Annotated in this window: 19 protein-coding genes; 11 read left to right on the top strand and 8 right to left on the bottom strand. The window is 62.9% G+C overall.

Features of this window, described 5'->3' with window-relative positions; translation table 11 throughout:
- Entirely contained in the window at positions 1–1002 is a 1002-nt protein-coding gene (locus SKC41_RS20695) for a glycosyltransferase (RefSeq protein WP_330979523.1), read from the bottom strand.
- Positions 1003–1473: 471 nt separating this feature from the next.
- On the opposite strand from SKC41_RS20695, the gene rfbF reads away from it, so the two are divergent.
- From rfbF to SKC41_RS20675, 4 genes are read left to right on the top strand one after another with little or no spacing between them, the layout of a single operon-like run.
- Entirely contained in the window at positions 1474–2247 is a 774-nt protein-coding gene (gene rfbF / locus SKC41_RS20690) for a glucose-1-phosphate cytidylyltransferase (RefSeq protein WP_330979522.1), read from the top strand.
- The gene (rfbG, locus tag SKC41_RS20685; RefSeq protein ID WP_330979521.1) at positions 2235–3323 is read left to right on the top strand and encodes a CDP-glucose 4,6-dehydratase; all 1089 of its coding nucleotides are present in this window, start codon (positions 2235–2237) and stop codon (positions 3321–3323) included. The genes rfbF and rfbG overlap by 13 nt, the downstream gene beginning before the upstream one ends.
- A complete protein-coding gene (locus SKC41_RS20680; RefSeq protein ID WP_330979520.1) occupies positions 3320–3871 on the top strand; it encodes a dTDP-4-dehydrorhamnose 3,5-epimerase family protein in 552 nt (183 codons plus the stop codon). The genes rfbG and SKC41_RS20680 overlap by 4 nt, the downstream gene beginning before the upstream one ends.
- On the top strand, positions 3868–5091 hold the full coding sequence (locus tag SKC41_RS20675) for a class I SAM-dependent methyltransferase (RefSeq protein ID WP_330979519.1): 1224 nt from the start codon (positions 3868–3870) through the stop codon (positions 5089–5091). Before SKC41_RS20680 ends, SKC41_RS20675 begins: the two co-directional genes overlap by 4 nt.
- A gap of 39 nt (positions 5092–5130) precedes the next feature.
- Here the strand turns inward: SKC41_RS20675 and SKC41_RS20670 are convergent, their stop codons facing one another.
- The 3 genes from SKC41_RS20670 to SKC41_RS20660 form a co-directional block, all read right to left on the bottom strand.
- A complete protein-coding gene (locus SKC41_RS20670; protein ID WP_330979518.1) occupies positions 5131–6189 on the bottom strand; it encodes a class I SAM-dependent methyltransferase in 1059 nt (352 codons plus the stop codon).
- Entirely contained in the window at positions 6186–7019 is an 834-nt protein-coding gene (locus tag SKC41_RS20665) for an NAD-dependent epimerase/dehydratase family protein (protein ID WP_330979517.1), read from the bottom strand. The genes SKC41_RS20670 and SKC41_RS20665 overlap by 4 nt, the downstream gene beginning before the upstream one ends.
- A 411-nt stretch (positions 7020–7430) precedes the next feature.
- The gene (locus SKC41_RS20660) at positions 7431–8294 is read right to left on the bottom strand and encodes a glycosyltransferase family 2 protein (protein ID WP_330979516.1); all 864 of its coding nucleotides are present in this window, start codon (positions 8292–8294) and stop codon (positions 7431–7433) included.
- A gap of 235 nt (positions 8295–8529) precedes the next feature.
- Here SKC41_RS20660 and SKC41_RS20655 point away from each other — a divergent pair, with 235 nt between their 5' ends.
- Complete coding sequence (locus SKC41_RS20655; RefSeq protein WP_330979515.1) at positions 8530–9456, top strand: class I SAM-dependent methyltransferase; 927 nt, start codon at positions 8530–8532, stop codon at positions 9454–9456.
- Positions 9457–9515: 59 nt separating this feature from the next.
- Complete coding sequence (locus SKC41_RS20650) at positions 9516–10019, top strand: GtrA family protein (protein WP_330979514.1); 504 nt, start codon at positions 9516–9518, stop codon at positions 10017–10019.
- A 17-nt stretch (positions 10020–10036) separates the two neighbouring features.
- Here SKC41_RS20650 and SKC41_RS20645 read toward each other — a convergent pair whose 3' ends face one another.
- The gene (locus SKC41_RS20645) at positions 10037–11530 is read right to left on the bottom strand and encodes a glycosyltransferase family 87 protein (RefSeq protein WP_330979513.1); all 1494 of its coding nucleotides are present in this window, start codon (positions 11528–11530) and stop codon (positions 10037–10039) included.
- Positions 11531–11751: 221 nt separating this feature from the next.
- Here SKC41_RS20645 and SKC41_RS20640 point away from each other — a divergent pair, with 221 nt between their 5' ends.
- The 5 genes from SKC41_RS20640 to SKC41_RS20620 all read left to right on the top strand — a co-directional run bounded on the left by SKC41_RS20640 (position 11752) and on the right by SKC41_RS20620 (position 16716).
- Entirely contained in the window at positions 11752–13092 is a 1341-nt protein-coding gene (locus SKC41_RS20640; RefSeq protein WP_330979512.1) for a nucleotide sugar dehydrogenase, read from the top strand.
- Positions 13089–14078 carry an NAD-dependent epimerase/dehydratase family protein gene (locus SKC41_RS20635; protein WP_330979511.1) on the top strand — a complete coding sequence of 330 codons (990 nt, stop codon included), beginning with the start codon at positions 13089–13091 and terminating at the stop codon, positions 14076–14078. Before SKC41_RS20640 ends, SKC41_RS20635 begins: the two co-directional genes overlap by 4 nt.
- 7 nt (positions 14079–14085) lie before the next feature.
- On the top strand, positions 14086–15027 hold the full coding sequence (locus tag SKC41_RS20630; protein WP_330979510.1) for a GDP-L-fucose synthase family protein: 942 nt from the start codon (positions 14086–14088) through the stop codon (positions 15025–15027).
- 90 nt (positions 15028–15117) lie between these two features.
- The gene (locus SKC41_RS20625; protein ID WP_330979509.1) at positions 15118–15849 is read left to right on the top strand and encodes an FkbM family methyltransferase; all 732 of its coding nucleotides are present in this window, start codon (positions 15118–15120) and stop codon (positions 15847–15849) included.
- A 60-nt stretch (positions 15850–15909) separates the two neighbouring features.
- Positions 15910–16716 (top strand): glycosyltransferase family 2 protein, encoded by an 807-nt coding sequence (locus SKC41_RS20620; RefSeq protein ID WP_330979508.1) that lies wholly within the window; start codon positions 15910–15912, stop codon positions 16714–16716.
- Between the two features lie 8 nt (positions 16717–16724).
- On the opposite strand, the gene SKC41_RS20615 is transcribed toward SKC41_RS20620, so the two are convergent.
- The 3 genes from SKC41_RS20615 to SKC41_RS20605 are packed head-to-tail and all read right to left on the bottom strand — an operon-like array spanning position 16725 to position 19203.
- The gene (locus tag SKC41_RS20615; protein ID WP_330979507.1) at positions 16725–17519 is read right to left on the bottom strand and encodes an ABC transporter permease; all 795 of its coding nucleotides are present in this window, start codon (positions 17517–17519) and stop codon (positions 16725–16727) included.
- Complete coding sequence (locus SKC41_RS20610) at positions 17516–18259, bottom strand: ABC transporter permease (protein WP_330979506.1); 744 nt, start codon at positions 18257–18259, stop codon at positions 17516–17518. The genes SKC41_RS20615 and SKC41_RS20610 overlap by 4 nt, the downstream gene beginning before the upstream one ends.
- Positions 18256–19203, bottom strand: a complete 948-nt coding sequence (locus SKC41_RS20605) for an ATP-binding cassette domain-containing protein (RefSeq protein WP_330979505.1) — start codon at positions 19201–19203, stop codon at positions 18256–18258. Before SKC41_RS20605 ends, SKC41_RS20610 begins: the two co-directional genes overlap by 4 nt.
- Positions 19204–19225: the final 22 nt, after the last annotated feature.

Genomic DNA, 19225 nt, shown 5'->3' with positions numbered 1-19225 from the left:
TCACCCCGCCGGGCTGTCGAATACCTCAGCGGGATCGCGTACCACGACGTACACCGGCTTACCCATTGCCATGCTGGCTGAAGCGGCGATGTATTCAGCGATGATTCCCAGGGCGAACAAGACGGCTCCGCCGACGACAAGTACCGCCACGAAGACTGATGTCCACCCTTCCACGCTGATGTCGCCGACCGCTTTCTGGATGGCGCTGTAGATCGCCACGCCGAAACCCAGCAGCGCCAACACAATGCCCATCGTGGATACGAAGCGCAGCGGCCGCGTTCCCGAAGAGATGACGAGCCGCCAGAAATGCGAGACCAGACGACGCAGGGTGTACGCGCTGGCGGGTCTCCCTTCTTGGCGCATCGCCACCGGACAGGTCGAGGGGTTCGCGACAACCCACGACAGCGCGACGTCTAGAAAGACGCCCGCGCCGGCGTACGCGGCGACGCTGCGCCCGGCCTCGCCGAGGATCAGTCGATAACTGTTGAAGGCCCGTACCCCGTCGGCCGCCACGAGGATGTGCAGAAATATCCACTTGGTCAACCAGGACGCCGCGTTGCGAAAAACACCGTGCGGCGGCCGGTTCGTCGGGGACGCGTACACCAGCTGGGTGCGATCACGATAGGCGATGTCGAGAAATTCGCCGATGTATGCCGGATCGTGCTGACCGTCCTCGTCCATCGTGACGATCCAGTCGCCGCCCGACGACGTCATGCCCGCGAGGGTGGCGGGGTGCTGGCCGAAGTTGCGGGACAACCAAACTGGGTGGATCCATTCGTCGCGCTCGGCCAGTTCACGGACGGCTTCTTCGCTGCCGCGAATGCCCCGGTCCCACACCAAGAGCACCTCGTCAACACGGAACTGCCGACCGGCCGGTGTTTTCTGGGGCGAACGTAGCTGCTCGAGCTCCTTCACCACATCGGGCAAAGTCGCGGCTCCGCTGTAGACGGGGATCACAACGCTGATCGAATCCACACGGGCCGATTGACGGTCGCCAGTCACCCATTGCCTCCCGAACGGACGGTCCGGGGAGTAACTGTACCGATGGATTACCGAGCAAGTGAGGCCAACACCGATTTTGTGGAAGCGAGCCGCCGAGAACGGCGCCAAGACTTCCCGACACTGCAACTCTTGGACAGGGTGCGGTGATGTCGGGTAATTTGCCGCGGAGCTGAGTGAGCGGGTATCGAGATGGGCGTGGCACGTGTCGAACCCGAACACAGGAAACCAGGACCGAAGCGTTGGCTGAGCTGAAATGCCAATGACGAGAGAACACCGAACCGCGACGGTGCATCGTCGGACGAGACAGCCGCCGCGACCGGCCTTTATGGTCCGGCCCCGGCCATCACGAGGGCCGTCGCCGGTGTACGCTCACCGCGTGTCCGTGGTCACAGCTCCGGTGTTCGGGCGGCCGTTGGGGTCACTTTTCCGTATTCGTCGGCTTTCGGGATATTTCGCACCAGGGCGGGCCCGATGAAAGCTGTACTGCTGGCCGGCGGTCTGGGCACTCGCCTGAGCGAGGAAACCACGCTCCGCCCCAAACCGATGGTCGAGATCGGCGGCCGACCGATCCTGTGGCACATCATGAAGCTGTACTCGCACCACGGTATTCATGAATTCGTCGTTTGCTGTGGCTATAAGGGCTACGTCATCAAGGAGTATTTCGCCAACTATTTCCTACACATGTCCGACGTCACTTTTGATATGTCGGCCAACAAAATGGAAGTGCATCGACGTCATGCGGAACCCTGGCGCGTGACGCTGGTCGATACCGGTGAGGACACCATGACGGGCGGGCGCCTCAAGCGGGTAGGAAGCTACATCCGCGACGACGATGCGTTCTGCTTCACCTACGGTGACGGCCTCAGCGACGTGAATATTGGCGCGAGCATCGAATTCCATCGACAACACGGTCGGCACGCCACGGTTACCGCGGTGCTTCCGCCCGGGCGATATGGGGCCCTCGAATGTCAGGGCGACGTGGTCACCGGCTTTGCGGAGAAGCCACGTGGCGATGGCGGTCTGATCAACGGCGGATTTTTCGTCCTCTCGCCCGCGGTGCTCGATTACATCGACGGCGACCAGACCTCCTGGGAAAGTGCACCGCTGACTCGGCTGGCCGCCGACGGCCAAATGATGGCGTTCGAACATTCCGGTTTCTGGCAGCCGATGGACACGCTCCGGGAAAAGAACATGCTCGAAGACCTCTGGAACAGCGGCAAGGCGCCGTGGAGATGCTGGAATTGAACGCCTTCGACTCGGCTTATCGAGGGCGCCGGGTGTTGGTCACCGGTCACACGGGCTTCAAAGGCAGCTGGCTTTGTCTGTGGCTGAAATCGCTGGGCGCGGAGGTGACGGGGCTGGCGTTGGACCCGACATCTGAGCCCAGCCACTGGGACCTGTTGAAGCTGCCGATCCAGGACCACCGTCTCGACATCCGCGACGAAGCGGCCGTCCGCGGGGTCTTCGCCACCGCACTGCCCGAGATTGTATTCCATTTGGCAGCACAGCCTTTGGTCCGTCGCTCCTATCGTGAACCGATCACCACCTGGGCCACCAACGTGATGGGCACCGCGCATGTGCTCGAGGCCGCCCGCCAAGCGCCCGACGTGCGTGCCATCGTCGTCGTCACGACAGACAAGTGCTACGAAAACCGCGAATGGCCTTGGGCCTACCGAGAACGAGACCGGCTGGGGGGTCACGACCCCTACAGCGCGTCCAAGGCCGGCGCCGAGTTGGTGGCCGCGAGTTATCGGACCGCGTTTCTGCAACAGCCGTCGGCCCCGCAGCTCGCAACTGCCCGGGGCGGCAACGTAATCGGCGGTGGTGACTGGTCTGAGGACCGACTGATTCCAGACTTGGTGCGCTCGGTTGCCGCCGGCGAGCCACTCGTCATTCGCTCTCCGCACGCCACGCGCCCCTGGCAGCACGTATTGGATTGTCTCAGCGGCTATCTGCTGCTGGGTCAGCGGCTTCTTGCGGGCGACGCCACATGCGCCACCGCATGGAACTTTGGCCCCGACGGCGAAGGAAACCGGACCGTCGAGCAGGTACTCGGAGACCTCGCTCGCACCTGGCCGCAGCTTAGATGGCAGGTGACATCTGATCCCCAGCCGCACGAGGCGGGCCTGCTGCAACTGGACAGCGCCAAGGCAAGGATGCAATTGGGGTGGCGTCCGGTCTGGAAGCTTGAAAAGGCAATCCATCACACGGCCAACTGGTATCGCGTCCTGATGGAATCGGGTGAACTGCCGAGCACCGACGAATTGACGGCCTATGTCGCCGATGCGGCCAGCGCCGGATTGGGTTGGGCGACAGCATGAAAATCCTCGATACGCCGTTGGCCGATCTGAAGATTGCCCAGTCGGTGCCGCACCGGGATGCGCGTGGCGCGTTCACTCGCCTTTTCTGCGCCGAGGAACTTCGGCCTGCGTTGAACCAGCGCCAGATCGTCCAGATCAATCACTCCAGAACCAGCAGCGTCGGGGCCGTGCGCGGCATGCATTTCCAATACCCGCCGCACGCGGAAATGAAGATGATCCGATGCCTTCGTGGGCGGGTCTGGGACGTCGCGGTCGACCTGCGTGCCGGATCCGCCACGTTCTTGCATTGGCACGCCCAGGAACTGGCGCAGGACGACGCGCAAATGCTGGTCATCCCAGAAGGTTTCGCGCACGGCTTCCAAGTCTTGGAGCCCGACAGCGAGTTGCTCTATCTGCACACCGCGTTCTATCACCCGCCTTCCGAGGGCGGGTTACGTCACGACGATCCGCGGCTGGCCATTGCGTGGCCACTGCCACCACAGGACCTTTCCCCTCGAGACCTGTCCCATCCGCTAATGGGTGCCGATTTCACCGGAGTCGCGTTATGAAATGCCGACACTGCGGCATCAACTTGGAGCACAGCTTTGTCGATCTGGGCTTTGCGCCCCCGTCTAATGCGTACGTTTATGCCGAAGCGCTGTCTGACCCGGAGGTGCACTACCCGCTGCGGGTGAAGGTGTGCCACCGGTGCTGGCTGGTACAGACCGAGGACTACGCACGTGCCGAGGAATTGTTCAGCGCCGACTACGCCTACTTCTCCAGCACGTCCAGCAGTTGGCTCGACCATGCGGCCGGCTACGCGCGCGTGATCAGCGACCGGTTGCGGCTTGGGCCCGGGAGTTTTGTCATCGAGGTGGCATCCAACGATGGCTACCTTTTAAAAAACTTTGTGGCAGCAGGTATTCCGTGCCTCGGCATCGAGCCAACGGCGAGCACGGCCGCGGCCGCCGAGGCGTTGGGTATCCCCGTCTTGCGGGAGTTCTTCGGTGAAGCCCTAGGGCGTCAACTGGCGGATGAAGGGCGGTCGGCGGATCTGATCGCGGGCAACAATGTGTACGCCCACGTGCCCGACATCAACGACTTCACCCGTGGATTGGCTGCCGCGCTGAAGCCCGAAGGCACTGTCACACTGGAATTTCCACACCTCGTCCCATTGATCGAACAGACCCAGTTCGACACGATTTACCACGAACATTTCTCTTACCTGTCACTCACCACGGTGGCCCGCATCTTCGCCGAAGCCGGCTTGCGCGTGTGGGATGTCGAGGAACTGCCGACCCACGGCAACAGCCTGCGGGTGTACGGCTGCCACGCCGACGCGACGATCGCCACGATGGACCGCGTCGCTGCGCTGCTCGCGCGCGAGGACGAGTTCGGGGTGACTCGGCTGGAGACCTACACCGAGTTTCAGAAGCGTACCGACCGGGTCAAGGACGATCTGCTGGTCTTCCTGATCGAGCAAAAGCGTGCCGGTCGGCGCGTGGCGGCCTACGGAGCGGCCGCAAAAGGTAATACTCTGCTGAACTACGCCGGTGTCAGGCCCGACTTGCTGCCGTACGTGTGTGATGCCGCACCATCGAAACAGGGGAAATTCCTGCCGGGAAGCCATATTCCGATCCGCGCGCCTGAGGTGCTGTGGGAAAATCCGCCAGACTATGTGGTGATCTTGCCCAGGAACATCGCTCAAGAAGTGCGGACGCAGTTGAAAGATCTTGCCGAGGGAGGCGCGAGATTCGTGACGGCGGTTCCCGAGTTGAGCTTCCTGTGAAGCCCGGCAGGGAGCGATCAGAGCGACCGCGGGTGAAATTTATTGGCGCTCAATGCTAATCAGCGTGAATTGATCCTTTGTCATCATGCGGATCTCCTCCAAGTAATTGGAGTTCATCACATAGATGTCTGCACCGGGAGCGAGCTTCGCCATCCCCTCGTCCGGGGACATCACGCGTAGACCAGTGGCCGGCACGAATTTGTTGCACTTATCGGGGTTGATATCGATAAGAACATCGACCGGATTGCCGCAGCGTTCCCGCAACAGCGAATAGATGACGCCTTTCGATGCCGCGCCCCATACGGCACTGAGCCCGCCTGCTCCGCCGGATGGTGCGAGGTTCGCCATGGCCAGAAAATCTTGCGGGAAGTCCACCCGATCGGCCGGGCCGGCAACAGGTGGCCGCAGGCTTCCGAGGTCAGCGACCACATAGATATATTGGCCACCAAACAGGTGCCCGCTGTCTTGCACCTTGCCGAACATTCTCGAAAAATCCCCGAGCCGGAAGTAGTTCACATGCTCGTAAAAGATGTCGAACCAGGCGTTGGCGTCAAGAATCCACTCGAAGCACGGCACCTCGATGTAAATTAGCCCTCCCCCGTTGGCGTCGCGCAAGCCTTCGAGAAAGCTGAAGGGGTCCTGCACATGTTCCAGCACGTGACGCAGGACGATTCCTTTGGCCGACACCGTCACGCCCTCGCCGAAATAGTGTCGCTGGACATCGGGATTGTCACCCTCATAGGTGGGATCGAAGCCGGTGATAGAGCAACCGCGTGACAGCAGCAACTCAAGGAAATGCGCTTTGCCGCAACCGACCTCGACCAGCTGATCGGTGCCCAAGTTCTGCTCGACGATGGCGGCAACTTGCTCAAGATGACTTTGGAACAGCTGACTGTGCGCCTGCTCGTTTTGGTATGCCGCGTCGTAGTTCATCAAGTCCGGCTGGAAGGCGTCGTTGTAGATGAGTCCGCTGATGCCGTTCTGAACCAGGCGAATGTCGCCGCGGGGACAGTCGCGTGCCTCCTGGACGGAGTTGTACATCCGATTCTGAAAGATGGGAAAATCGGACTGTTCGTAAAGCTGTGTAATCTGAGTCACCCTATGTCCTTCCGCGCACCGACGATTCGCGGTGGGTCAAATGCGTTTTCTGGCCGTGCCCCAAAACGCAACAATTCCCGCCGACCATATTCGTCGGCAATGCGTTCGGCGAGTTGCCGAACGGTCGTCTCTTCGCCCGAGCAAATATTCACCGCGCCTCGCTGTTGCCCCAGCGCGACGTCAGTGATCATCTGGGCGGCTTCCTTTACGTCGAGGAAATCGCGGACCTGCTCCCCGCGCGTGAGGAGCACTTCTTGGCCCGCCGCAATTTGCTTCCGGATGTAGGGAATCAGCCTGCGCTCGTCTTCACCTTCCCCATACAGGTAAAAGATCCGACACCACGCGAACGTCATGCCCTCCGTATCGAGAAGACACCCGAGTACTTGAAAGACAGCGGCCTTGCACGCCGCATACAGGGTATTCGGCGCCAACGGGGTATCGGTCGTCATCAGGCCTGCTGAAGTGTCGTACTCCGCGCAGGTTCCGACACCGACGAAACGCTTGCCGTTGACCGCGGTGAAGGCGCGGGCAAGATTGAGTGTGCCGGTGAGGCAATCGAGGTTCAGTGGCGACGTGAGATATTCGCCTGGCTTCGCGTACCACGCCGCATGCACCAAGGTCTCCGAACCTTCGAGCAACTCTTCCAGCCTGCCGGTTGGTTCCGCGAACAAGTCGGGAGTTTGCACGATCTCCAGCCGCCCGCCTGACGAGATGCCTTGCATGCGAGACGGATCGCGAACGATCACCCGCACCGGGCAGCCGCGCTCCAGGAGGTGATGCAGAATCTGTCTTCCGACGAAGCCGGTTGCCCCGGTCAAGGTGATAGTCATGGCAACCCCGGCGTGGATCGGGTAGGAGGCCGGGTCTGCCGGGCAAAAATGACGCACGTGTCGATATTCACGTCTCCTTCACCGAAGCTCCTTATCAAGATCTCGCACGCCAACGTAGTATGACCGCTTCGAAGAGCCACGGGCTGATTATCGGGCCAACCGACTACCAAGCGGCAAAGAGTCTGGTGTTTGCCATCGAATGTTTGAGGACCACCCGCCCTCGCGGCTGGTGCCAACGCTCGAGGTTGCTGTCCGGCCGACCGTCCGCCGCAACCTGGCTCTGATCAATTCCAAGCTGCCACAACAAGTTCGCGCGCAACGCAGATACCGGGACCGGCCCATCTCGGTCGAATTGGCTCCCCCGCGGTGCCGCCTCTCGACTGCGGCTTTCTACGGATTGCGCGCGTCGCGCTATGCGCCGTCATCGGTGGCGGCGGGGCGCATCCGCCGGCCAAGCCAGCGGTACATCGCGTGCCGGGCCAGGGCGTTGATTCGGGCTCGCGTGGTGCCGATCAGCAGGTCGCGGCGGCCAAGCAGCCCGGGGTGCTCGGCAGCCAACGCGTGGAAGAAATCCACGACCTGGCTGGCCTGGGCCTGTATCTGCGTTCCGACGCTCACCTGAGAACCGCTCATGCGGAATGCCCATAATGGTCGGGGTACCGCTACGAGATTGGCGTTGTCCCGCAGTAGCAGCGCGCTGTAAGTCACGAAATCCATGAGGTAGGGAAAACGCGAGTCCCACCCGCCGATTTCCATCAGGGCAGAGCGCCTGAACAAGGCGGAGGGTGGCTCGCCGAAAATATTTGTGCCGGTGAGCACGCTGCGCCGAACCGCCTCGGTACCGGGGACGCGGCCGCGCAGTCCGGCCAACCCGTGGTTGCGCAGCACAGTCTTTCCGCTGGCGTCGATGACGTCTCGGGAACTGACAGCCAGGACCGCCGACGGGTCCGCTTTCAATTCCGTGACCAGCACCTCGAGATTATCGGGATAGAGCAGATCATCGGCGCACACCAATTTGACGAACTCGCCCGTGGCGAGCTTGGTGACGTGATTGAAGTTCTCGTTTGCCGAAACGGTGGAGGGCAGCCTGGTCAATCGGACCCGCGGGTCGGCGGTGTGACGCTGCAGTGCCTCCCAGGTGCCGTCGGTGGACGCATTGTCCGAAATCACTAGTTCGAAGTCGGGCAGAGTCTGCGCCAAAATCGACTCGACGGTCGCATCCACGTACGCGACGTTGTTGTACACGGGCACGACGACCGAAACCAATGGCGTCACAACGCTGCCTCCTACTGCTCGGCTGGGCGGAATTCGGCGGGGTTACGGGGGAGGGACGCGCCCCCAAGCGCGAACCCACCGTATAACACGGTCCGGTGTGACGATGGCCAGCTGCGAGTCCTCGTAGATCCAATATGTTCTGCGCTACGGCCACGGTTTGCGTGATAGCTTTCAACGCTGTGTCCGCATATGAGATCGCGGAATCGACTATGAGCCCGACCGAGGCGCTATCTGGGTGCCCCCAGGCTGCGCCGATGGGGGCTTCGGCGAAGTGAGCCTGGTGGCGAAAGTCAAAGCCCGGTTCGGGACGCCCGTGCTCCTCAACGTGCGCCCGCTGCGCGATCGCCGGACCGACGAAGCGGGCCGCTGCGTCTCATGCGGCGCCGACACGACGTTCGCCTTCAATTCCTGGACCCTCCCCGATGAGTTGCATACCTTCTGGGCCGATGCCGATGTGTCCCGCGCATACACCCGGCGCGAGAGCATGTTCTGCCGGTCCTGCTGCAGCAACCTGAGAGTGAGGCGGATCGCCGAGGTCCTCGTCGCTCTCTACGGTGCCCCCGGATGTATGTCGTTCCGCGAACTGGTCGAGGACCCCGCGTTCCGCAAACTCGATGTCGCAGAAATAAACACGATCGGCCCGCCCGATTCGCTGCACGGACTGCTCCGGCGACTGCCGCGGCTCATGTTCTCCGACTACCGGGGGCCAGACGGCCTGGGCGAGGTCGTCGACGGTAGCCGTAATGAAGACATCTGTCGGCTTACCTACCCCGACGCCTCCTTCGACATCGTCCTGTCGTCCGACACGTTGGAGCATGTCCCGGACTTCCGGGTCGCGCTGGCCGAGACGCGGCGGGTACTGCGGCCGGGAGGCCGTCACATCTTCACGGTGCCGATCGTGTGGACGCGCGCGGCGACGGAAACGCGCGCGCGGATTGGCGACGACGGTGAGATCGAGCATCTGCTGCCGGCCCTTTACCACGGGAGGGGCAGCGGCGCTTACCGGTACATCCCGGTGGGCGTCGACATGTTGACATTCACCGAATTCGGCCGCGACATAGTCGATTTCGTGCGTGAGGCGGGATTCGAACCTGAGGTCTACGCAGGGTCCGACGATGGCCTGGGCGCCGAGACCGTCTTCGCGGGTCGCGTCCCCGGTTGAGTGCGGCCGGTATATGGCACTCAGACAGGCCTGCGGTGACCCGGAGCAGATCGCCTCGAATGACTGAATTCGACCTCCCGCCCGAATCGGCGCCCCCGGGGCCACTGATCCGGCTCGTCCGAGACCAGCGCATGGCGTTCCTGTTGGTAGGAGGCATCAACACCGTCGTCGGGTTCGGCCTCTTCGTCGCCTGCTCGGTGACCGTGGGCCACCTCATCGATCGACAGTTCGGCGCGGTAGCCGGGGCGCTGGTGACCGTCAGCATTTCGCACATCCTGAGCGTGCTGTTCGCCTTCGTGATGCACCGCCGGCTGGTGTTCCGTGTCCGGGGCCACGTGCTGCGTGACCTTGCGCGCTTCGAGACCGTCTACCTCACCACGTTTGGCCTCAACGCCGTCGCCCTGACTGTGCTGGTCGAGTTGGGCGTGCAGCGCGTCGTAGCGCAGGCGATAGTCTTTGTGCCCATCCTGCTGCTGAACTATGTTGGCCACCGCTTCTTTTCTTTCCGGCGCGGTGCCGCTGACGCGCAGACCACCGGAGATGAGACTTCGCACACCACCTAGAGCGGGTGCGCCGTGGCTTAGGACGTGGTCGTGGCCGCAGGCTCGGGCGACTCCACTGTCGCGCTTGTCTCCTGTGACGGTTCGTTGGTAGCCGGTCTGCGCGCATACGTGACGATGACGATGGCGATCGTGACGAGCCACAGCATCGGCACCAGCGTCGCCGTGGTGATCACCGTCAGCTCCGAGATCGGCGGGCCGTCTTTGCGGTACAACAGCACCTGCATCGGCGGACTCGGCAGGGCGATCGTCGCGAGGGTGAGCGCCGTGGACAGGCTCAGCCAAATGCCGACGCTGCGATGTTGGCCGGCGACGGTTGCGAGCCGGTCGAGGATCCCGGTGCCCGGCGGCCCGTTCGGATCCCGCACCAGCAGCGCCGCGATCGGTAATGCGAACACGTAGTAGTAGCTCATGGCCACGATGGGGAACAGGGACGCCGTAACCAGCAGCACGATCCCCGCGATGACGGGCGGGATGCGCCGCCCAAGAGCCAGTATGGCGACGATGACGATGACGAGGACGACGTACCCGATCAGCGCTCGCGGGGCCGCCAGATAGCCGTCGGGCATTTTGCCGCCTGTCTGCATGAACATCAGAATGTCCGGCGCCAAGAGGAGTGACCTGCCAAACGACACGTTTGAGGTCGCGACGACGCCGACGCTGCCGCTTGCGTAACCAAGGGTGCTGGCCGCCGATTGCATGATGGTGTGCGGAAAGTCCTGCGGCCAGAACAGATATGCGGCCGCGTTCAACACCACGGCGCTGCCGATCGCGATGCCGCCCCACCGCCATTGGCGGACCGCGAACAGCACGATGGCCAGGACAACGAATTGTGGCTTCAACAGGGCGGCGAGCACCACCATGGCCGCCACGAGTCCCCACCGTTGCCGAACCAGCGCAATCAGAAACACCAGGCCGACCGGGGCCAGGAAGCCGACCGAGTTGGCCCTATCGATCACCGACCACACCGGGACGGCCGCGGCGCCGCAGGCCACGAAAACCACGATCCGCTCGAGACCACGAGCGCCCCGAGCCGCCCAGACGGCGGGCGAAAGGACCGCGATTGCCAACGCGAGCAGGTAACCCAGGATCCCAATGACCGGCGCACCCACCAATTTGCCCACCCACCCGAAAATGAGTGGTGGAAGCGTTCCGGCCGCCGGGTAGTTGTTCACGGCCATCTGATGGATGTCCGGCTGCAGAATGATCTCGAATGGTTGCCATGGGTTGGCGCGCATGCCGAACATCACTTCATATGCGTAGTCACTAAAGCAGTGGCGACCGATGTTGGTGCCCCAGTCGAGATAGCAATCCGCGTACGGGAAGGCGAGTAGCGACGAAATGGCGTCGATCGCGAAGTATTGCGTGAGAACGAAACCGGTGAACCCTGAAACCGCTGATGCCAGCAAGATGGTGCCGAGCACGAGGGTGCGCGGGGATTGGCTGGTGATGGCCGTGTATCCCGCACGGATCGACGTGACCGGATTGCGTAGCAAAGTGGCGGATTGATTCATCTGCATTCTCCTCGGTTCTGCGCGAAACGAAGCAAAGCAGGGACTTCAACTGCCGCCGGGCAGCCCAGACCCATTGGGTGGCACACTACCGGGTGCGGCGCGTTGCAGGGCAAGGACGAAGGAGATGTTTACCGCATGTCGAAGCCGTGCTTGGAGAGCATTTCGCGCCGCAGATCCGGCCGGTTCGGCAATGATTGGCACATCGACTGTCGGGAGGGAACATGGGTCTGCCAGTTTCGCACTACGACGTAGGCGTCATCGGTCTTGGCTACGTCGGGCTGACGCTCGCGACCGTGCTGGCCGAGGCCGGCAACAAGGTGATCGGCGTTGAGAAGCGGTCCGAGGTCGTTGAACAGACCAACGCCGGTCTCCCACACTTCTCCGAAACCGGATTGCCCGAAGCGCTGTCGCGGGTGGTCGGCTCGGGAAGCCTGGTGGCCGTCGGGCAACTCAGTCCAGATGCGGTGTGCGACACATACATCATCACGGTCGGCACGCCGCTGTCCAGCGAGGGACTCGTGCGCACCGACATGATCGAGGCGGCCAGCCGCGAGGTCACCGCGAACATGAGCGACGGCGCGCTGGTGATCCTGCGTTCCACGGTCAAAGTCGGGACCACCCGGGATGTGGTCTCGCCCATCCTCGCCGAGTCCGGCAAGCGCTTCGACATCGCGATGTGCCCCGAGCGAACACTCGAAGGCCAAGCGCTGCAAGAACTGCGCGAGTTGCCGCAGATTGTGGGCGCGGATGACCCCGCTGTCAGCGACCGTGCCGCGGCGGTCTTCCGGCGGCTGACCAACTCCATCGTCGCGGTGTCCAGCCCGGAGGCCGCCGAGATCATCAAGCTCGTCGACAACACTTATCGCGACGTGCATTTCGCGTTCGCCAACGAGGTGGCGCGATTGTGCGATGCGTTCGGGGTCAACGCGCACGAGGTGATCTCCTCGGGGAAGCTGGGTTACAAGCGGACGAGTGTGCCGCTGCCTGGCCTAGTGGGTGGTCCGTGCCTGGAGAAGGACCCGCACATCCTGCTGCAGAGCGCTCGCACTCGCGGAATCGAACTGGAGATCACCATCGCGGGCCGGCTCGTCAACGAGCGACAGCCGGCGGAGACCGTCAAATTCATCAGCGACGAAGTCGCCAGGCGCAACCTGCCCTCGCCTTTACGAATAGCCTTGTTAGGCATGGCTTTTAAGGGTATCCCGGCCACCGACGATCTTCGCGGATCGATGTCCATCAAAGTGTTGGACCAACTGAAGAAGGCCCATCCCGACGCCGAAATCCGGCTATTCGACCCGGTCATCGCGACCGGGCACTTGGGGACGACCTTCCCCGACGAGCAGGCATTCGATCGGCTCGGCGATGCGGTGAGCGGTGCGTCGGTGGTGATTATCGCCAACAATCATCCTGAGCTCGGCCGAATTTCGCCGCGCACCATCAGCGAGTTCATCGCGCCAGACGGCTTCGTGTTCGACTACTGGAATCATTTCAGCCACTTGCCAACGTCCGAGCTGGGCAACTCGTACTTCGCGGTCGGCAACAGCAGGGCGGAGCTTTCATGAGCACTCGCGTGGTGGTGACCGGCGGCGGCGGGTTCATCGGCGCCTACTTGGTCAGACGTCTGGTGCGCGACGGCTGGGACGTTGCCGTGATCGACACGATGGTGCGCGGCGAGGCCGGGCGGCTGGCCGAAGTAGCCGACGATATCGAGCTTTTCACCTGCGACGTCCGCGACCAGGAGGCGCTCGAGCGGGCGTTCGCCGGCGCCGAGGTCGTCATGCATCTCGCGGCGATCAATGGCACCGAAAACTTCTACAAACGCCCAGAGTTGGTGTTGGACGTGGGATTACGCGGTGCGTTGGCAGTGGTCAATGCCGGGCGCAGCGCCGGCGTGCCGGATCTGGTGGTGGCCTCCAGCGCGGAGGTGTATCAGACGCCCTCGGTAGTGCCCACACCGGAGACGATTCCGCTGATGCTGCCGGACAGCCTGAATCCCAGGTATTCGTACGGCGGATCCAAGATCGTCAGCGAGTTGATCGCATTCGACTACGCGCAAGACCATTACCGCAAGGTTCAGGTGTTTCGCCCGCACAACGTGTACGGCCCCGACATGGGTTACAAACACGTGATACCGCAATTCATCGCCCGGGCCAGGGCGGCGCGGGACGCGACACCGAGCGGGCCGGCGCCGTTTGAAATCCAGGGCGACGGCACCCAGACGCGAGCGTTCTGTTATGTCGACGACATCGTCGACGGCGTGCTCACGATGTACCAGAACGGCGGCCACCGCGAGGTTTTCCACATCGGCAACGACGAAGAGGTGTCGATTCGGGACCTGGCCGGTCGGGTGGCGGCGGCGGTGGGGATCGAGGTGGAGATTCGTCCCACCGAGGAGGCCGAGGGTGGGACCCCGCGCCGGTGCCCCGATATTCGGAAGATGCGCGGCCTTGGCTATCAGCCCGCCGTCGGCCTGGACGAAGGCCTGAAGCGCACCGCCGCTTGGTACCTTCGACACGGCAGCGACGCCGTGACCAATGAGTTGTTGTGAGGTGTCAATGGATCTAGGTTCACGGATTTACGTTGCCGGTCACCGCGGCATGGTGGGTTCGGCGATCACCCGGCGGCTGGTGGGCGAGGGTTTCACCGACGTCGTGACCCGCACACATGACGAATTGCCCCTCGACGACCCCGCGGCGGTCGAGGAATTCTTCGCCGCGCAGCGCCCGCAGTACGTCGTCCTGGCGGCCGCGAAGGTCGGTGGGATCGTCGCGAATGCGACCTACGGTGCCGACTTCATCCGGGAGAACCTCAAGATCCAGACGAATGTCATCGATGCTGCCTATCGGTACGGCGCACAGAAGCTGCTCTTCCTGGGATCGAGTTGCATCTATCCGAGAGACGCCGAGCAACCGATTCGTGAGGATGCGCTGCTCACCGGTCCGTTGGAGGAAACCAACCTGCCCTATGCGGTGGCCAAAATCGCGGGCAAGACGATGTGCGATGCCTATCGAAAGCAGTACGGCTTCAACGCATTTACGGTGATGCCGTCGAATGTCTACGGCGTCGGCGATAATTTTCACCCCGAGCACTCCCACGTCGTCGCGGGCATGTTGCGCCGGTTCCACGAGGCCAAAACGGCCGGCGCCGACGAGGTTGTCGTATGGGGGAGTGGCTCGCCGCTGCGTGAGCTCATCGACGCCGACGATCTCGCCGATGCGTGCGTCCTGCTGCTGCGTTCGTACGACGGTGGCGGAATGATCAATGTTGGCTCGGGTGAGGAGATTTCGATCCGAGACTTGGCCCTGTTGATCAAATCCATCGTCGAGTTCGACGGGCGCGTCGAGTTCGACCGCTCTCGCCCCGACGGCACGCCCCGCAAGATCATGGACAACACGAACCTCACCGCGCTCGGATGGCGGCCTTCGGTGACCATCGAAGCCGGCTTGAAAAAGATGTACGACTGGTTCCTCGAGTCAGATGCGTTGCGCCTGAGCTGATTAGCGAGACACCAACCGGGGCGCGGATCGACAACAACGCTTGTGAGCGAAGCTGCCTGCTCAGGGGTACTGGCGTGTTAACGTGACGCCGTGTCTTTGTTGGACAATGCCCGCTTGATAGCGCGTGGCGTCTCCCTCGAGGTGCCACGCTATCTTTCTGAGCGGGCCTGGAAGCGCCAGTTCGTCAACCAGCTCAAATCACGGCAGGTTGACGTGGTGTTAGACGTGGGCGCCAACTCCGGCCAATACGCCATGGGCCTGCGCAAGCGGGGCTACCGGGGGCGCCTCGTCTCGTTCGAACCGCTGGCCGGGCCGTTTTCCGAGTTGCTGAGCAACGCGTCCAAAGACCCGCTTTGGGACTGCCGGCGGCACGCGCTGGGCGATGTCGATGGGACGATCTCGATCAATGTCGCGGGCAACTCCGGTGAAAGCAGTTCCGTCTTACCGATGCTGAAAAGCCATCAAGACGTCTTCCCGGCAGCGAATTATGTTGGTGCCGAAGAGGTTTCGATTCACCGGCTTGACACAGTGGTGCCCGAGATTCTGCGGCCGTCGGACCAAATCTTCCTCAAGATCGACGTCCAGGGGTTCGAGAAACAGGTACTCGCCGGGAGCAAGGCAACGGCGAACGATCGCTGCGTCGGCATGCAACTCGAACTTTCCTTCCTGCCGTTGTACGAGGGCGGAATGCTGATCCGGGAAGCGCTGGACTTGGCATACTCATTGGGGTTCACCCTGACCGGAATGCTGCCCTGTTTCACCGACATTCGTAACGGCCGGATGTTGCAGGCCGACGGCATCTTTTTCCGTGACGATTCGTGATCAAATGCACAGCGATGCTGGGGAGGGCCGAGCCCATATGCCGAGAACCGTGAGTCGCGCATGAGCGGACCGATGTTTTCGATCATTGTCCCGACCTGGAAGGCGGCGGGGCACGTGGGTGGCTGCGCCGAGAGCCTTCTCCGCCAGACCTATACCGATTTCGAGCTGGTCGTGGTGGACGGCGCCTCGACGGACGGGACCCTCGACGTCGTCAAGAGCTATGCCGGCGACTTCGGCGATCGTTTGGTCGTGCACAGTGAGCCCGATAAGGGCATCTACGACGCGATGAACCGCGGTGTCAGCATGGCGACAGGGCAGTGGTTGCTCTTTCTCGGGTCCGACGACAGACTGCACGACGCGGATACCCTGGCCCGGGTGGCCAAGTTCATCGGCGACAACGCGCCCTGCGACCTGGTGTACGGCGATGTGATCATGGGCTCGACCGGTGCCCGCCACGCCGGGGAATTCGACCTCGACCGGCTACAGTTCGAGACCAACATCTGCCACCAGTCGATCTTCTATCGTCGCGAGCTCTTCGCCGGCATCGGCCCGTACAACCTGCGTTACCCGATCTGGGCCGACTGGGATTTCAACATCCGCTGCTTCTCCAACCCCGCGCTTAACATCCGGTACATGGACATCGTCGTTGCCGACTACAACGACATGACCGGCCTCAGCATGCGGACGGGCACGGACAAGGAGTTCAGAAAGCGGCTGCCGATGTACTTCTGGGTCGGGGCCATGGAAACCGGCAACCGAATGCTGACGTTCTTCAAGGAAAAGGAGAACCGCCAGTTGGCGGTGCGTGCCTGGCGCACCCGTTTCAAGGCCGCCTCGAAGGCCCGGGCAGACAACGCCGGAACGTAGTTCGACAGCTACAGGTTGCTGGTCTCGGCGCAGATCCGATACCCGCGCAAGCCCACCGGGACGAATAGCACGAGCATCGCGACGGTCCAGAGGACGGTCATCGCCAGGGGCCAGACAATCGGACCGTCGTACGCCAGTGCCCGCATGGTCTCGATGGGCGGCGATATCGGTTGGAAGCGGACAAACGGCCGAAGCCAATCCGGGAACATCCCGATCGGTGTGGTCCCGGGATTCACGAATGCCAATGTGATTGTCCCGCCCATGATCCAGGTCAACACGGCAGGGCTGGTGGTGCGAAGGACCAGCGCGATCACCAATGCCGTGAATCCGACCACCATGATCGACGGAACCAGGACGTACAGTAGCGCCCCGGCCAACCCGTGCTTGAACCGCAGTCCCATCATCACTCCGAGCGCAGTGATCAGGATCGTTCCGACCAGTGCCCGCGCGACCTCCGCGGTGAGCCGCCCGGTCAGCGCGCTCGCCCGATGCACCGGAAGCACCCACATCCGGCTGAGCAACCCCGACTGGCGATCCATCGTGATGCCCACCGCATTGCCCAAGGCGCCGAACAGCGCGGACAGCACCGCACAGAACGGGACGAGCCCGTAAAGGCTGTCCACGCCGGTCACCTTGCGCACCTGCTCACCCAACACCACTTGGTACAGCAGGAGCAGAAAGACCGGCAAGAGCAAGGAACCCATCAGCACCGCTCGGTCGCGCCGCCACCGGATAAGGAGCCGAATGGCTTGCAACCAGCTCTGGCTCAGCAATGAGCCTTGGTCTGCGGCATGCGATGTCACGCGCTGCGCCTCTGCATCCGCATCGTGATCGTGCCGAAGACCAGCACCATACCGAAACACCAGGCCAGGCTGATGATCAAGTTGTTGACCCCGACGTGTCCGCTGCCGAGCCCACGCAGCGTCTCGGCGACCTGAGAGACCGGCTGGTTGCGTACCCACGGACGTAGCCAGGCGGGGAAGGTCTTCTCGGGGGCGATGCCGGTGGACAGCAGGAACAGCAGCAACTGGGGGACGAACAGCATGTAACTGGCTCCCTGAAGGCTGTTCGAACTCGATCCCAGTGCATCGGCACCCAACCCCACCGCCAGGCACAGCAGCAACGAGATCAGCACGAAAGCAATCGCATGGCCCGGCCCACCCGTCATCCGGAATCCAAAGGCATACCCGGCGACGAGCGCCACCAAAAGGGCTAGTACAGCGCGGATTTGGGTAGCGGCCATACGCGCGGCAACGGGGGTTGCCGCGGAGATCGGCTGCGTCTTCAATCGCACGCCCAGGCCACTGAGGTGGTCGCGGATCGCGCGGTCCGCGGTAAGCAGGCCGACGAAGATCATCGACTGGACGACCACGGCGGGCACCAGATATTGCGAATAGGTCACCGGACCGGTGTCGATCAGGCCATGCAGAGCCACGCTGAAGCCGGCCAGATACGCGATCGGCGACAGTACCTCGAAAATCATCTCGCCGTCGCGTGTCGCTGACACCAGCGACCGTTCGGTGAGAGCCGCCAAAGCGCTCATGATCGGGCGGCGGTCCGCTCGGTGATGTGCAGGAATGCCTCGTCTAATGAGGGCTTCCGCAACGAGATATCGGCGAGTTCGACGCCGAGCGCGTCGATACGGCGAAAGACCTCCGCGAGCGTCGCCACTCCGTCGGGGGCAAGCACCGACACCGAGTTGGCGTCGCCGTCGACGTCGATCCCGCTGAGTCCGGTCAGCGCCGTCGCGACCTGAGGCAGGTCGTCCGGATTGGCCGGACTGACCTGGCAGTAGCCGGCGCCCACCCGGCGCTTGAGGTCCTCGGCGGTGCCGCTGGCGATCACCTTTCCCTGGTCGATGACAACGATCGAGTCGCTGAGCACATCGGCCTCATCCAGGTACTGCGTGGTCAGCAGCACGGTGATCCCTTGCTGGGCCAACGAACTCACCAGCGCCCAGACGTCGCGGCGGCTGCGAGGATCGAGTCCGGCGGTCGGCTCGTCGAGAAAGAGCACTTTCGGCAGCACCATCAGGGCGGCGGCGAGGTCGACGCGGCGCTGCATGCCACCGGAATACGTCGACACATGGCGGTCCGCGGCCGCGACGAGGTCGAACCGTTCGATCAGCTCGTCGGCGCGGGCCTTTGCCTCGCGGCGCCGCAGCCCGCGCATCCTGCCGAACAGCACCAGGTTCTCCCGCGCGGTGAGCAACGAATCCAGCGCGACGAACTGTCCGGTCATCGCGATGCTGGCGCGCACCTTGGCGGGTTGGCGGACGATGTCGTATCCGGCGACGGTGGCGCTGCCGGATGTGGGGCGCAGCAGTGTCGACAGGATGTTGATCGTGGTTGTCTTGCCGGCGCCGTTGTGGCCGAGCAAACCGCAGACGGTCCCGGCCGGAACCGAGAAACTTACGCCGGACAGCGCAGACGTGTTTCCCCCGAAAGTCTTTGTGAGATCTGCAACCTCGATTGCCAGTGGATACACAGTAGGGAGTATCTCATGTTGG

The sequence above is a fragment of the Mycobacterium sp. 050128 genome, assembly GCF_036409155.1.
GTDB lineage: Bacteria > Actinomycetota > Actinomycetes > Mycobacteriales > Mycobacteriaceae > Mycobacterium.
Note: the sequence above shows the minus strand (reverse complement) of the source record. Positions and strands in the feature narration are given on the sequence as shown.